Genomic DNA, 13,682 nt, shown 5'->3' on the forward strand with positions numbered 1-13,682 from the left:
GGCGGGTAGCAATTAAGTGAATTTTTGGTGAAGCTTTGCACTGCAATGGTGCGTGATGGGTGTGTGATGGATGTCACTGACTATGCCATCCGGCCGAGGTGACGGCGGGCGCGGCGTCGCGTGAAATAACAAAAAAGCCGCACACGGCGGCTTTCCAGTTTCACGAGGGGTTGTTGCCTCGTCGTACTCTCGCTCAGGAGATCTCATGGTTCATCTGTTCGACGCATCCATCCGCTCAGCGGCGCGCAACCGCGGCTGGTCGGGCTTCCTTGCTGGCGGCGCGCTTCTCGGGGCTGATATCGCGGGCGCCCCAGCGCTGCGCGAGCGCCGCACACACCATCAGCTGGATCTGATGGAACAACATCAGCGGCAGCACCACCGCCCCCACCGAATGCGAAGCAAAAATCACCTTGGCCATCGGCACACCGGCCGCGAGGCTTTTCTTCGAACCGCAGAAGATGATCGTGATCTGATCCGCGCGGTTAAAGCCAAGCCGCTTGCTGACGAACATCGTGAGCGCGAGCGCGATAGCGAGCAGCACCGCACACACCACGAGGAGGCCTGCCAGGGCGGCGAGCGGAATGTGATGCCAGAGGCCTTCGTTCACGGCCTCGCTGAAGGCGGCATACACCACGAGCAGGATCGAGCCCTGGTCGACGAACTTCAGCACGCCGCGATTACGCTCGATCCACCGGCCGATCATCGGGCGCAGCAGCTGCCCGGCCACGAACGGCACGAGCAGTTGCAGCACGATGCTCCACACCGTGTGCCAGGCCGAAGTGCCGCCGGCAGCCTGGTTCGTGATGACCACGCTGACGAGCGCGGGCGTGATGAAGATTCCGAGCAGACTCGAAGCAGACGCACTGCACACCGCGGCGGGCACGTTGCCCTTCGCAATCGAGGTGAACGCAATGGAGGACTGGACCGTCGATGGCAGCGTGCAGAGGAAGAGAACGCCCGCATAGAGCGCCGGCGTGACGAGCGGCGAAAGAAGCGGTTTGAGCGCGAGGCCGAGCAGCGGAAAGAACGCGAACGTGCTTAGCAGTACCACCAGATGCAGCCGCCAGTGCGTTGCGCCCGCAACGATCGCCTCACGCGACAGTTTCGCGCCGTGCAGGAAAAACAGCAGCCCGACTGCAATGTTCGTTAGCCAGTTGAACGCAACGGCTGCCTGGCCGTGAACAGGCAGCAGACTAGCCAGAATGACGGTGCTGACGAGGCACAGCGTGAAATTGTCGGGAAGCAGTTTAGGGCGGGCCATCTCGGGAATCTCGAAGCAATAGATGCAGTGTGACGCGAAAAACGCTGGCGCGTGAACAGGAGCGCCGATCACGAAAGGCAAACAATGGAAACGCCTATTGTCCGGCGTTCTCGATTGAATATGCAAATTCATTTGATGAATCGATTAATGCGTATTGAGCATGTTGCAAGCGCACGACGCCTCTCTGGTTGCAGGTGCGATTTCGTCAGACGCAATGCATTCGGTCGGATTTACTGACTGGTTCTGGCGTGCCGTATCAGGGGTGCTGGACGCCCGCAGTTCACTTCCCGGAGAGCCTTGCCGTATGCGCTTTTTCACGAAAAACCCTGCCGTAACATGGTGTTACAACCCTTCCGGTGGCATAACATTTTTTGGCTCGACACGTCGGATGGCCGCCCATAAATTACTGCTCACAGGCTATTGGGAAGTCGTCAGGCCCGGCGCTGCGTCGCTGGCGTATCCGACTCTCAAATCAGGTTCCGCCGATGCTCGAACGGCGAACCTGTGGCGGGTTGTCGAGCAGGTGAAGGATCGTGAACGCAGGGTATTCGAAAGGGTTGCGCTGGCTGCTGGGCGTGCTGTTTGCGCTCATGGCTACGCTCGCCTTTGCGAAACCTTCGTCTGCCCCGCGCGGCGACGTACCTCGCGGTACTGCTCACAGCGGCGGGTTCTTCCGCCCGGTGCAGCAGAGTGCACCGGGCGGCGGTCACTGGTACGGCCTGCAACCCGGTACACGCGTCAGCCCGGGCGACCGCAATTTCGGCACGGCTCGTCGCCCGGCATCGGCGTATAGCGGCTTGCCGCACCTCGCCGCACAGGATCGTTCGTTCCGCGCCGACGGCGAACCGGTCCGTTACGCGGGTGCGATCACGCCGGTGAGTGCCGAAGGTCGCGCGGTGCCGCGTCCTCCCGTCAACGCACCTGTTGTCCGCACCGGATCGATCCGTGCCGACGTCGCCCGCTATAACGAAGAACGCGGGGCCGTGCGCTCCATTCCCCATCCGCCGGATGACGTTCCCCGTCCTCCACCGCCCTCGCCGTATCGCAATTGATCGCAACTGACTGCAGCTGATTGCTGCAGCGGAGCGCTTGCCGCCCGTCGATATGACGCGTGCGCACCACACTTTTTTGAAACCCCCAATCTTCAGGGCACGATTCGACCTTCGATGAAGTGCCGGTTGCGGCAACGCATCATGCGCACCCGGTTTGCACATGTCGCCTGTCTGCGGGGCAATGGCCACCGTGCTCGCGACGAACTGGAACGCATGTCGCACTGCAGCCGGTGCCGGATACGACCGTGCTTTAACAAGTCGTTATCCGAAGAAACTAGGCAGACCCATATACCGGCAATAACCAGACATATTTTTTTTCATAAAAATGGTCCGCAAAGATGGTCTCCGCCCACTGACCCAGATCAGCTCGACGACCTGACGGACAACAACAACCGTTTGCGCGAGTGAACCCGCCGCGCCAGCCACGCTTACTTTTGACAAAGACAGGAGAACCCATGAAAACAAACGTCAGCCGCACGCTGAAGACCGCTCTCAAGGCAAGCGTGATCGCCGGCCTGCTGGCAGGCGCCTCGACTGCGTTCGCGCAGTCGAGCGTTCAGCTCTATGGACAGGTAGACGAGTGGGTCGGCTCGCAGAAATTCCCAGGCAACCAGCGTTCGTGGGTTGTGTCGGGTGGCGGGATGTCGACTTCGTACTGGGGCATGAAGGGCGCGGAAGACCTGGGTAACGGCTACAAGGCAATCTTCACGCTGGAAGGCTTCTTCCTCGCGCAGAACGGTCAGTACGGCCGCTTCACCGGCGACACGATGTTCTCGCGTAACGCGTACGTCGGTATCGAAGCGCCGTGGGGCACGCTGACCGCCGGCCGTCTGACGACGTCGCTGTTCGTCTCGACGATTCTGTTCAACCCGTTCACCGACTCGTACGTATTCTCGCCGATGGTGTACCACACCTATCTCGGCCTCGGCACGTTCCCGACGTACAACACCGATCAGGGCGTGACCGGCGATTCGGGCTGGAGTAACGCGGTGCAGTATCAGTCGCCGAACTTCAACGGCCTGTCGGCGAGCGCGATGTACGCGCTCGGCAACACGACCGAGAACGGCGCGAAGAAGTGGAGCGGCCAGGTGTTGTACTTCCACGGCCCGTTCGCGGCGACCGCCGTGTACCAGTACGTGAACTTCAACAACGCCCCGGGCGACCTGACGGATCCGGGTGCGTCGGGTGTCCTCGGCCTGAAGAGCCAGGGTGTGGGTCAGCTCGGTCTGACGTACGACCTGAAGTACGTGAAGTTCTTCGGCCAGTACATGTACACGAAGAACGATCAGGGCGCGTTTGGCAGCTGGCACGTCAATACGGCGCAGGGCGGCGTGACCGTGCCGGCGGGTCCGGGCACGGTCATGGCGTCGTACGCGTACTCGCGTGACGGCGGCGGCCTCGACCAGACGCGCCAGACGGCGGCGCTCGGCTACGACTACCCGCTGTCGAAGCGCACGGACGTCTACGCGGCTTACATGTACGACAAGATCAGCTCGCAGTCGTCGGGCGACACGTTCGGCGTCGGTATCCGCGCGAAGTTCTAAACGTCACAGCGTCTGACAGGTAGATCTCCTGTCTCGCTCGCAGCACAACGAGGCTCTGCCGGAAAGCGGCATCGCGGGAAGTCCTGAAAAAGCCTCACGTTGCTTTCGGAACGTGAGGCTTTTTTGCGTGCGCTGTACTGGATCCTGTCGCGCTTTCCACACTGATCCTTGATAAAGTCCTTCCGGCAGTCCCGATTCATTCCTGTTGTGAGCGATTAACCATGGATACCCTCGTCAGCATGAAAGTATTTCGCCACGTCGTCGAAGCGGGCAGCTTCGTCGCCGCGGCGGAGCGGATGGACATTTCGGCTGCGATGGCGAGCAAGCATGTGATGCATCTCGAGCAGCAGCTCGGTGCGCGCCTGCTCAACCGCACGACGCGCCGGGTTGCCCCGACCGAGGCCGGGCGCGAATACTATGAACGACTCTCGCAGGTGCTGACCGAACTCGACGAAGCCGGGCAGGCTGTCGGGGCGGCGAGCGTGGTGCCGCAAGGCAAGCTGCGGGTCTCGTCGCTCACGGCATTCGGGTTGAGTCACGTGATGAGCGCGCTGGCCGATTACGCAGCGCGGTTTCCGCAGGTCACGGTCGATATCACGTTGTCGGATCGCGTCGTCGAACTGATCGACGAAGGGTTCGATGTGGCGATCCGGGCATCGCCGACCGGCTTGAAGTCGTCTTCGCTGATTGCGCGGCAGATCGCGATGGCGCATATCGTGCTGTGCGCTTCGCCGGATTATCTGCGTCGCCACGGCACGCCGAAGACGCTCGCCGACCTCGAAAAGCACAACTTTATCCAGTACACCGGCGTGTCGGCACAGGAACTCGCGCAGGGTGTCGATGCGGCCGGCGCGCGCCTGCGCCTCGCCGGCAACATGATCGTCAACCATCTGGAGGCGCAGCGCGTGGTCGTGCTGCAGGGCGCCGGCATCGCGATGCTCGGCACCGAAGTGATCGGCGACGATCTCGCGGCCGGCCGGCTCGTGCCGCTCCTCGTCGATGAACTGGCGCCGCGCGAGTTGCCGATTCACGTCGTGTACGCGAGCCGGCGGCATCTGTCGGCGAAGGTGCGTTCGTTTGTCGATTTTCTCGCCGAACGGTTTGCGAGCGAAACGCTCTGGCCGACGCTCGATCAGATCAAGGCCGCCGCCATACGCTGAGTGAGCCTTGCCCGCCCCGCGCGCGACGGGTCAAGCCGCGCTAGATGCGCAGCCGCGACTTTGCCGCTTCGTATTCCTGCTTCAGACGCGCGACAAGCCCGCCCACCGAAGGCACGTCGTCCATCAGGCCGACGCCCTGGCCCGCACCCCAGATGTCTTTCCACGCCTTGGCCTTGTCGCCGCCGAAGTTCATCTTCGTCTTGTCGGATTCCGGCAGAGCGTCCGGATCCAGCCCGGCGTTCACGATGCTCTCGCGAATGTAATTGCCGTGCACGCCCGTGAAGAGGTTCGTGTAGATGATGTCCGACGCGCTGGAATTCACGATCGCGTGCTTGTAGCTTTCGACCGCGTGCGCTTCCCGCGTCGCGATGAAGCGTGTGCCCATGTAGGCGAGATCGGCGCCCATTGCCTGGGCAGCCAGGATCGAACCGCCGTTGGCGATCGCGCCCGACAGCACGATCGGGCCGTCGAACATTTTTCGCACTTCGCCGGTCAGCGCGAATGGCGAAGTGGTGCCCGCGTGCCCGCCGGCGCCGGCCGCGACGAGAATCAGGCCGTCGACGCCCGCTTCCAGCGCTTTCGCCGCGTGCCGCAGGTTGATCACGTCGTGCAGCACGATGCCGCCGTAGCTATGCACGGCGTCGATGATTTCCTTCGACGGCGCGCGCAGGCTGGTGATGAAAATCGGAATCCTGTGTTCGACGCACACACGCACGTCGTGCTCCAGCCGCGTATTCGACTGATGGACGATCTGGTTGACCGCGATCGGCCCGATCACCGCATCCGGATTCGCCGCCTTGTGTTCAGCCAGCGACGTCTGGATCTGCGTGAGCCACTCGTCGAGCAGTTCGGCGGGGCGCGCGTTCAGCGCGGGAAAGGAACCGACGATACCGGCCTTGCATTGCGCAAGCACGAGTTCGGGATAGCTGACGATGAACATCGGCGAGGCGACGACAGGCAACGCAAGATTCTGCAGGACGGCGGGCAATGCCATGGCGCAAGTCTCCTTGTGGGCGGAACGGTGCACGCGGTGCTGGGCGCGCCCGGTCCTGTGAGTGTAGCGGCTGAACGGGGCGGGCGAGGCCGGCGCGGCACGCGCCGTTCGTCATCAGCATCTCAGCGCATCATTTTCAGAACGATCGTTCGATTATAGGGGAATAGCACGGACGTGCGCGAGGAAGCGTGTTTGAGGGAGTGTTCGGTTTTCATGAAATGGTGGTCTGGGACACCTCCCCGGGACACCTCCCGCTTCTACAATGCAGGACACACAAAATGACAAGAGGCCTGCCATGTCCTTCGAGGAATTCACGCCGTTTCGCGTCGCCGCCGGCGATATCGACATTTTCGGCGTCAAGGGCGGCTCCGGGCCGCCGCTCCTGCTGCTGCATGGCCATCCGCAGACGCACATGATCTGGCATCGCTGCGTCGCGCAGCTGGCCGAACACTTCACCGTGATCGCCACCGACCTGCGCGGCTACGGCGCATCGGCGAAACCGGCGAGCGACGCGTCGCACATGCCCTATTCGAAGCGCGCGATGGCGGCAGATCAGGTCGCCGTCATGAAGCACTTCGGCTTCGAACGCTTTCTCGTGTGCGCGCACGATCGCGGCGCGCGCGTCGCGCACCGGATGGCGCTCGATCATCCGGACGCCGTCGAGCGTCTGATGCTGCTCGACATCGCGCCGACGCTCGCGATGTACGAAGCCACCGACCGCACGTTCGCCACGCTCTATTTCCACTGGTTCTTCCTGATCCAGCCCGAGCCGCTGCCGGAGACGCTGATCGGCGCGCATCCCGATGTATACGTCGATCGCGTGATGGGCGGCCGTCATGCCGGGCTGGCGCCGTTCGCGCCCGAAGCGCTCGCCGCATATCGCGACGCGTTGCGCCAGCCGGGCGCGGTCCACGCGATGTGCGAGGACTACCGGGCATCCGCGACGATCGATCTGGCGCACGATCGCGCGGATATCGAGCGCGGTCACAAGATCGGCTGTCCGTTGCGCGTGCTGTGGGGCGCGGAGGGCGTCGTCGAAAAATGCTTCGCGCCGCTCGATGAGTGGCGGCACGTTGCGCGCGATGTCAGCGGACGCGCGCTGCCGTGCGGGCATTACATCCCGGAAGAAGCGCCGGATGCGCTCGTCACCGAAATGCTCGCGTTCTTCGAAGCGATCGAGCAGTAACGGCGCCGCGCGCGTGTCTTCGCCAGTCGTTAGTCGTTAGCCGTCAGGTGTCGATCACGGGTCGGTGAACGCGAGCGGCGGCAGCCGGCGTGCGATGGGCGTCGATTTCACGATCGCCGTGCTCGTTTCGGCGCGCTCCGTCACCTTCGACAGGATCGCGTCGAGCTGATCGATCGAGCGCAGAAACAGCCGGCAGACGAAGCAGTCGTCGCCCGTCACCTTGTCGCATTCCACGAACTCCGGAATGCGGCGGATCACGTCTTCCACGAGATGCAACTGGCCGGGCAACGGCTTCACGCGCACGATTGCCTGCAGCGTGTAGCCGAGTGCGCGCGGGTCGAGCTGCACGGTGAAGCGCTCGATCACGCCCTGCGCATCGAGCCTGCGCAAACGGTCCGCGGTGCTCGGCGCCGAAAGTCCCACGCGGCGCGCGAGTTCGCTCACTGCAATGCGCGCGTCTTCGGCGAGTGCGGTGATGAGCACGCGGTCGATGTCGTCGAGCGTGACGGGCGCGACGTCGGAGAAAAGGCGTTTCGTCATGTCAACCTTCGTTCGAAAGGTGATTTCTGTCTCCGGCTTAAGTTTATCCATGTATTCGACTCGCCGGATTAATTACACTCCTGATAAGTAAGGAACTGGCAGGAAGGATCGAATCATGGCTTCAAGCGAAATCCGGCGTGGCGCTGCCGAAATGACCATCGCAATGCTGATGTCGGGCGTGATCGGCTGGCTCGTCGTGTCATCGCATCAATCGTCGGAAAACGTGGTGTTCTTCCGGTGCGTCTTCGGCTCGGCGACGCTCGCCATCGTGTGCGCGGCACTCGGCCTGTTCCGTCGCGACCTGTTCTCCTGGCGCATGCTGGGACTCACGGCGCTTGGCAGCGCGGCGATCGTCGCCAACTGGATCCTGCTGTTCGCGGCGTATTCGCGTGCGTCGATCTCGATGGCGACCGCCGTCTACAACACCCAGCCGTTCATGCTGGTCGCGCTCGGGGCGGTCGTGTTTCGCGAGCGCATTACGGCATCTGTCGTGGTGTGGCTGCTTGTGGCGTTCGCCGGGCTCGTGCTGGTCGTCAAGGTCGAGCCGGCGGTGCTCGCCGTGCCCGGCGAGTATCTCGAAGGCGTCGCGCTCGCAGTCGGCGCGGCGTTTCTGTACGCGGTGTCGTCGATCATCACGAAGCATCTGAAGGGCACGCCGCCGCATCTGATCGCGCTGATCCAGGTTGGGCTCGGCGTGCTGATGCTCGCGCCGTTCGTCCATTTCGACGCACTGCCCGCGAGCGGCACGCAATGGCTGAAGCTGGCGACGCTCGGGATCGTCAATACCGGCGTGATGTACGTGCTGCTCTACGGCGCGATCCAGAAGCTGCCGACCGCGATGACCGGCGCGCTTTCGTTCATCTATCCGGTCGTCGCCATCATCGTGGATCGCGTGGCGTTCGGGCAGAAGCTCGCCTGGGTGCAGGTGGCGGGTGCCGCGCTCATTCTGCTCGCCGCCGCGGGCGTCAATCTCGGCTGGCGTATCGTGCCACAGCGACGTTATTCGGTATCTTAAAGCGTGAATTCCACGGCGGCAGCTTCTTCGCCAGTTCGCCGCGCAAGATGACCGGTCGCAAAGAACGATGAATGTTGCGAACGCTTACGAGTGCGGTTCGCACCATCAGAGGGCATGCGGTTTTTCAGTGGACGTCATGCTTCTGTAGGGAAATCACCGATGCGTTCGAAAGGTCCGCTCGGTATCATCCGTTTCGACGTTGATCACGTCGTCAAAAATTGCGCCGTTCGCCATCGCTGGTGAGCGGCTTTCTTTTTTGTGCGGCCGCTGTTGAGCGTCACCGTGTGCAGGGCACGTCTACAGGCCGCCTCACGCCGTGGGCGCGAGAATGCGCTCACCATCGACGCTCAGCGCGCCGCTCTTCGCAAGCCCTTCGACCAGCTCCGCCAGCAGCGCCGGCCATTGTGTTCGCGGCGCGAGCATCGTGGCGGCGGCGCGCATCGCGTTCGCTTCATCCAGCATGGCCAGCAGCGTGTCGAACGTCATCGCACGCACGTCCAGCAGCTTGAACACGATCAGGACTTTCAGCGCGTTCTTCGCATTGCGCGTGGGATCGGCGCGCAGCCACGCGACGCGCGAAAACGCCCTTTCGAGCGCCGGCTGGACGTCGGTGAACGGTGCGCCGTGGCCGGGAATGACCACGCGCACGTCGAGCTGCGCGATCTGCTCGAGCACCGTCTGCTCTTCCGCAAAGCCGCTTTCGCCTTCCAGTTCGGGAAAGATCACGCCGAAGCCGTTTTCCCACAGCGCGTCGGCGCTGATCAGCACGCGTTCGGCCGGGCAGTACAGCATCAGTGAATGCGGATCGTGTCCGGGCGCGCCGAGCACGTCCCATTGCAGCGCGCCGAGCGTAAGCGTCGTGCCGGGTTCGATCGTCTCGGTGAACCCGAAGCGTCCGCACGTTTGCCCGGTCGCGCGGAAGGTGAGGCGCGCTTCGTCCCATTCGCGCACGGCGTCCGCTTCCAGCGACGGAATCGCCGTGCGGCACGGCCAGGTGGCCTGCAACAGCGCATTGCCGCCGCAATGGTCCGAATGTAGATGCGTGTTGACGATCAGATCCAGCGGCCGCTCGCCGAGCGCCCGTTGAACGAGCGCGAGCGTCTGCTGTGCATGCGACGCGTAGCCGGTGTCGACGAGTGCCGCGCACGCATCGTCGACGAGCAGCACATTGTTCGACGACAGCCAGCCGCGTTCGAAGACGCGTATCGACGCGGGCAGTGTGATCATCGTGCGGCGCGCTCCGGTTTCGGCATGACGAGAATGGTGGAGGTGCCGAGCAGCACCGTTTCGCCGCGCTGGTTCACGACGTTGCCGTCGAGTTGCGTGAGGTCGCCGTTGAGGCTCGGCTTCCACCACGCATCGCGCACATGCCACGTGATGGTCAGCGTGTCGTTCGCGTAGACGGCCTTCTTCAGCTTGATGTCGAATTCGAGGCCGAGCGGCTGTGCGTACGTCGAGAAATGGGTCGCGAGGAGCGCCATGAAATGCGCCGACGGCTGCGTGCCCGATGCGATCAGCCCGCCGAAGCGGCTTGCAGTTGCGTACGCGTCGTCGTGATGGAGCGGATTCAGATCGTTCACCAGCGAAGCAAACGACTTCACTGAATCCGCCGATAGCGCGAGCGTGCTGCTGAACGTCTCGCCGATGGTCACAACCCGGGGCGGCGCGTTCACGTTGGAACCTTCTTTTCAGCGATGAGTTGTGCATGGCGCACATCGATGGCGTCCCAGACCGCGCGCTTTTGCTGTTCGTCGAACGACGACCAGCCCCTGATTTCATCGATGGTGCGAAGACACCCTTCGCACCATCCCGCTGCACGGTTCATGCGACAGACGTCGATGCACGGCGACGGCACCGGTGCGATGTTCGCGTTGCCGCTTTCCCTGTCTCCGGCGTTGCTGCCCGCCGTCATGCGGGCTCGCGAAGTGCGACGTCGGCAACCGGCGCGCCAGTCAGCGCGACGAGTTCCTGCGGCGAAAGGTTGAACACCGCGTGCGGATGGCCGGCCGCGGCCCACAGGCTGTCGAGCGCGAGCAGGTCGGCGTCGATCAGCGTGACGGGCGGCGTCGCATGGCCGATCGGGCACACGCCGCCAATCGCGTAGCCGGTTTTCTCGCGCACGAACTTCGCGTCCGCGCGTCCGATTGCGCCGACCTGTGCCGCCACCTTCTTTTCGTCGACGCGGTTCACGCCGCTCGCGATCACGAGCACGGGCGCATCGTCGTCGCGCCGGCGAAACAGGATCGACTTGGCGATCTGCGCCACTGAGCAGCCGAGCCCGGCCGCCGCTTCCGCCGATGTCTTGCCCGTTTCCGGCAGCATGACAACCGGCTTCGCGTGACCATGCTCGCGCAGCAGCAGCGCGACGCGGCGGGCAGAGTCGGGCAGATCGTCGAGGTTGCCGGATCCTTGAGAGGTCGTGGAGGTGCTGTCCATCATGGTTGCTGTTCCGTTCTACTTTCTGTTTGCTGTAATCGTGCGCCGCTAATGTGGCGCGAACGTGGTGCTAGGCGCACCGCGTCTCTTCGCTGCGCGCTTTCGCAAGGAGCGCCTTGCCCGCGCGCGATCCATTCGGCTTGCCGGTCGCCGTCGAGATGAAGTCGCCAATCGCCACGACCTGCGCGAGGTCGATGCCGGTTTCGATGCCAAGGCCGTTCATCAGATACAGGACATCCTCGGTGGCGACGTTGCCGGTCGCGCCTTTCGCGTAAGGGCAGCCACCCAGCCCGGCCACCGACGCGTGATAGATCTCGATGCCTTCGTTCAGCGCGGCGTAGATGTTGGCGAGCGCCTGACCGTACGTATCGTGAAAGTGACCCGACAGACGTTCGCGTGGAAACACGTGAGTCACGGCCTCGAAGACTTCACGCGTGCGCTTCGGTGTACCGACGCCGATCGTATCGGCGATATCGATTTCGTCGCAGCCGAGCGCCGCGAAGCGTTCGGCCACGTCGACCACCGACGCGACCGGCACTTCGCCCTGATACGGGCATCCCAGCGCGCACGACACGCTGCCGCGAATGCGCAGTCCGGCCGCTTTCGCTGCCTGCGCAACCGGCTCGAAGCGCGCGATGCTTTCGGCGATGCTGCAATTGATGTTCTTCTGCGAGAACGCCTCGCTCGCTGCGCCGAAGATCACGATTTCATCGGCCTTCGCGGCGAGCGCGCCTTCGAAGCCGCGCAGGTTCGGCGTCAGCACCGAGTAAATCGTGCCCGGACGGCGTGCGATGCCGGCCATCACATCGGCGCCGTCGGCCATCTGCGGCACCCATTTCGGCGAAACGAACGACGCGGATTCGACGTTACGAAATCCCGCCGCCGACAGCCGGTTGATGAGGTCGACCTTGATGCGGGTCGGGACGAACTCTTTTTCGTTCTGAAGTCCGTCGCGCGGACCGACTTCAACGATCTTGACTGACTGGGGCAACGCCATGACCTGTCTCCTGCCGCATCGGAGCGGCGTATTGATTGTGTTCAGTATCCGCGTGCGAGATCGACCACGCCGGTGACCGGCTCACCGCGCATCATCGACTGGATCTTGCGCGCGACCTGCACGACGCTGTCTTCGCGCAACGTCACGGCCGAGATATGCGGTGTAATCGTAACGCGCGGCTCGCGCCAGAACGGATGGTCGGGCGGCAACGGTTCTTCGCGGAAAACGTCGAGTGTCGCGCCGGCGAGCTGGCCGTGCGCGAGCGCGTCGAGCAGATCCTGCTCGACCAGGTGTCCGCCGCGCGCCACGTTGACGAGGTACGCACCGCGCGCGAGCTTCGAAAAGGTTCGGGCGTTCAGCACATCTCGGGTGTCAGGCGTGTGCGGCAGCAGGTTCACCAGCACCTTGACGCCATCGAGGAACGGATCGAGCTGCGCATCGCCCGCGTATGTCGCCACGCGGTCGATCTGTTTGGCGCCGCGGCTGTAGCCGCGTACCGGCAGGTCGAACGACGCGAGTGTTTTCGCGACATGCGCACCGAGCACGCCAAGGCCGAGCACACCGACGGTGAACGTCGCGCGCGGATGCGGGTCGATTTCGCGCCAGCGCCGTTCGGTCTGTTGACGTTCGTACTCGTCGAACCGGCGCATGTAGCGCAGCACGGCGTGCGTGACGTATTCGGCCATCTGCGGCGCCATGCCGGAATCTTCGAGACGCACGACCTGCGCGTGACGCGGGAGCGTGCCGGGATTCGCGTGTTCGAGCGCGAGAATCGCATCCACGCCAGCGCCGAGATTGAACACGGCGCGCAGGTCATCGCGGCTCTCGAACATTTCGCGCGGCGGGCGCCAGACAACAGCGAAATCGGCCGGCTCGCGATCGCCTGGCTGCCACTCACGCAGATTGGCTTCCGGCAGCGCGCGGGCGAAGTCATGAAGCCAGGCGCCTGCGTCCGCATGCGGCATGTAGAAAAGTATCTTCATAGGCTCACGTATGCAGGCCGGTGATGGCGGCGAAGCGCGTCATTTCGCGAAGAGCCGTCCGATGTCCCTGAATGCCTTGAATTCGAGCGCATTGCCACACGGATCGAGGAAGAACATGGTTGCCTGCTCGCCAACCTCACCCTTGAAGCGGATATGCGGCTCGATGATGAAGCGCGTACCTGCGGCCTTCAGACGTTCCGCGAGCGCGTGCCAGTCATCCATTGTCAGCACGACGCCGAAGTGACGGACCGGTACGTCGTCGCCGTCGACGGCGTTGACGGCGTTGACGGCGGCGCGGCTCACTTCGTCCGGCGCCAGGTGAGCGACCAGTTGGTGGCCGAAGAAATCGAAGTCGACCCATTCCGGCGAACTGCGGCCTTCGGCGCAACCCAGCAGGTCACCGTAAAACGCGCGGGCGTTCGAGAGACTGGTTACCGGAAACGCGAGGTGGAACGGTTGCAGCGAACGTGCCTGTGGGGACGGTGCTTGCGACATGAGGCGTTCTCCTTTTATG

The 13,682-nt window shown here is 63.5% G+C and carries 15 protein-coding genes; 5 read left to right on the top strand and 10 right to left on the bottom strand.

Translation table 11 applies throughout. The features are described 5' to 3' along the window. Positions 1-235: 235 nt before the first annotated feature. The gene (locus LPA34_RS09105; RefSeq protein WP_228977201.1) at positions 236-1,261 is read right to left on the bottom strand and encodes a bile acid:sodium symporter family protein; all 1,026 of its coding nucleotides are present in this window, start codon (positions 1,259-1,261) and stop codon (positions 236-238) included. Positions 1,262-1,794: 533 nt separating this feature from the next. On the opposite strand from LPA34_RS09105, the gene LPA34_RS09110 reads away from it, so the two are divergent. The 3 genes from LPA34_RS09110 to LPA34_RS09120 all read left to right on the top strand — a co-directional run bounded on the left by LPA34_RS09110 (position 1,795) and on the right by LPA34_RS09120 (position 5,017). Next, positions 1,795-2,313, top strand: a complete 519-nt coding sequence (locus LPA34_RS09110; RefSeq protein ID WP_228977203.1) for a hypothetical protein — start codon at positions 1,795-1,797, stop codon at positions 2,311-2,313. A gap of 455 nt (positions 2,314-2,768) precedes the next feature. Further along, positions 2,769-3,857, top strand: a complete 1,089-nt coding sequence (locus LPA34_RS09115) for a porin (protein ID WP_228977206.1) — start codon at positions 2,769-2,771, stop codon at positions 3,855-3,857. A gap of 221 nt (positions 3,858-4,078) precedes the next feature. After that, complete coding sequence (locus LPA34_RS09120) at positions 4,079-5,017, top strand: LysR family transcriptional regulator (RefSeq protein ID WP_228977208.1); 939 nt, start codon at positions 4,079-4,081, stop codon at positions 5,015-5,017. A gap of 40 nt (positions 5,018-5,057) precedes the next feature. On the opposite strand, the gene LPA34_RS09125 is transcribed toward LPA34_RS09120, so the two are convergent. Continuing rightward, the gene (locus tag LPA34_RS09125) at positions 5,058-6,011 is read right to left on the bottom strand and encodes an NAD(P)H-dependent flavin oxidoreductase (protein ID WP_228977214.1); all 954 of its coding nucleotides are present in this window, start codon (positions 6,009-6,011) and stop codon (positions 5,058-5,060) included. A gap of 295 nt (positions 6,012-6,306) precedes the next feature. Between LPA34_RS09125 and LPA34_RS09130 the strand changes: the two genes are divergently transcribed. After that, positions 6,307-7,197, top strand: a complete 891-nt coding sequence (locus LPA34_RS09130) for an alpha/beta fold hydrolase (RefSeq protein WP_228977215.1) — start codon at positions 6,307-6,309, stop codon at positions 7,195-7,197. A gap of 54 nt (positions 7,198-7,251) precedes the next feature. Here LPA34_RS09130 and LPA34_RS09135 read toward each other — a convergent pair whose 3' ends face one another. Beyond that, a complete protein-coding gene (locus tag LPA34_RS09135; protein WP_228977216.1) occupies positions 7,252-7,737 on the bottom strand; it encodes an Lrp/AsnC family transcriptional regulator in 486 nt (161 codons plus the stop codon). A gap of 115 nt (positions 7,738-7,852) precedes the next feature. Here LPA34_RS09135 and LPA34_RS09140 point away from each other — a divergent pair, with 115 nt between their 5' ends. Continuing rightward, positions 7,853-8,752 carry a DMT family transporter gene (locus LPA34_RS09140; RefSeq protein WP_228977217.1) on the top strand — a complete coding sequence of 300 codons (900 nt, stop codon included), beginning with the start codon at positions 7,853-7,855 and terminating at the stop codon, positions 8,750-8,752. A gap of 309 nt (positions 8,753-9,061) precedes the next feature. Here the strand turns inward: LPA34_RS09140 and LPA34_RS09145 are convergent, their stop codons facing one another. From LPA34_RS09145 to LPA34_RS09175, 7 genes are all read right to left on the bottom strand, one after another. Further along, on the bottom strand, positions 9,062-9,979 hold the full coding sequence (locus LPA34_RS09145; RefSeq protein ID WP_228977218.1) for an MBL fold metallo-hydrolase: 918 nt from the start codon (positions 9,977-9,979) through the stop codon (positions 9,062-9,064). Then, positions 9,976-10,425 (bottom strand): MaoC family dehydratase, encoded by a 450-nt coding sequence (locus LPA34_RS09150; protein ID WP_228977219.1) that lies wholly within the window; start codon positions 10,423-10,425, stop codon positions 9,976-9,978. The genes LPA34_RS09145 and LPA34_RS09150 overlap by 4 nt, the downstream gene beginning before the upstream one ends. Then, entirely contained in the window at positions 10,422-10,664 is a 243-nt protein-coding gene (locus tag LPA34_RS09155) for a DUF1289 domain-containing protein (protein ID WP_228977221.1), read from the bottom strand. Before LPA34_RS09155 ends, LPA34_RS09150 begins: the two co-directional genes overlap by 4 nt. After that, entirely contained in the window at positions 10,661-11,188 is a 528-nt protein-coding gene (locus LPA34_RS09160; protein ID WP_228977523.1) for a YbaK/EbsC family protein, read from the bottom strand. The genes LPA34_RS09155 and LPA34_RS09160 overlap by 4 nt, the downstream gene beginning before the upstream one ends. A 70-nt stretch (positions 11,189-11,258) precedes the next feature. Continuing rightward, complete coding sequence (locus tag LPA34_RS09165; protein ID WP_228977222.1) at positions 11,259-12,185, bottom strand: hydroxymethylglutaryl-CoA lyase; 927 nt, start codon at positions 12,183-12,185, stop codon at positions 11,259-11,261. Between the two features lie 41 nt (positions 12,186-12,226). Continuing rightward, positions 12,227-13,168, bottom strand: coding sequence for a 2-hydroxyacid dehydrogenase (locus tag LPA34_RS09170; RefSeq protein WP_228977224.1), 942 nt, complete (start codon positions 13,166-13,168; stop codon positions 12,227-12,229). A 39-nt stretch (positions 13,169-13,207) separates the two neighbouring features. Further along, on the bottom strand, positions 13,208-13,663 hold the full coding sequence (locus LPA34_RS09175) for a VOC family protein (protein ID WP_228977226.1): 456 nt from the start codon (positions 13,661-13,663) through the stop codon (positions 13,208-13,210). Positions 13,664-13,682 lie beyond the last annotated feature (19 nt).

It is taken from the genome of Paraburkholderia gardini, assembly GCF_907164575.1.
Classification (GTDB): domain Bacteria; phylum Pseudomonadota; class Gammaproteobacteria; order Burkholderiales; family Burkholderiaceae; genus Paraburkholderia; species Paraburkholderia gardini.

Excerpts from the sequence above, each read along its gene's own strand:
- LPA34_RS09105 (WP_228977201.1), bottom strand. The coding sequence starts at position 1,261 with ATGGCCCGCCCTAAACTGCTTCCCGACAATTTCACGCTGTGCCTCGTC.
- LPA34_RS09115 (WP_228977206.1), top strand. The coding sequence starts at position 2,769 with ATGAAAACAAACGTCAGCCGCACGCTGAAGACCGCTCTCAAGGCAAGC.
- LPA34_RS09120 (WP_228977208.1), top strand. The coding sequence starts at position 4,079 with ATGGATACCCTCGTCAGCATGAAAGTATTTCGCCACGTCGTCGAAGCG.
- LPA34_RS09125 (WP_228977214.1), bottom strand. The coding sequence starts at position 6,011 with ATGGCATTGCCCGCCGTCCTGCAGAATCTTGCGTTGCCTGTCGTCGCC.
- LPA34_RS09130 (WP_228977215.1), top strand. The coding sequence starts at position 6,307 with ATGTCCTTCGAGGAATTCACGCCGTTTCGCGTCGCCGCCGGCGATATC.
- LPA34_RS09135 (WP_228977216.1), bottom strand. The coding sequence starts at position 7,737 with ATGACGAAACGCCTTTTCTCCGACGTCGCGCCCGTCACGCTCGACGAC.
- LPA34_RS09140 (WP_228977217.1), top strand. The coding sequence starts at position 7,853 with ATGGCTTCAAGCGAAATCCGGCGTGGCGCTGCCGAAATGACCATCGCA.
- LPA34_RS09145 (WP_228977218.1), bottom strand. The coding sequence starts at position 9,979 with ATGATCACACTGCCCGCGTCGATACGCGTCTTCGAACGCGGCTGGCTG.
- LPA34_RS09155 (WP_228977221.1), bottom strand. The coding sequence starts at position 10,664 with ATGACGGCGGGCAGCAACGCCGGAGACAGGGAAAGCGGCAACGCGAAC.
- LPA34_RS09160 (WP_228977523.1), bottom strand. The coding sequence starts at position 11,188 with ATGGACAGCACCTCCACGACCTCTCAAGGATCCGGCAACCTCGACGAT.
- LPA34_RS09165 (WP_228977222.1), bottom strand. The coding sequence starts at position 12,185 with ATGGCGTTGCCCCAGTCAGTCAAGATCGTTGAAGTCGGTCCGCGCGAC.
- LPA34_RS09170 (WP_228977224.1), bottom strand. The coding sequence starts at position 13,168 with ATGAAGATACTTTTCTACATGCCGCATGCGGACGCAGGCGCCTGGCTT.
- LPA34_RS09175 (WP_228977226.1), bottom strand. The coding sequence starts at position 13,663 with ATGTCGCAAGCACCGTCCCCACAGGCACGTTCGCTGCAACCGTTCCAC.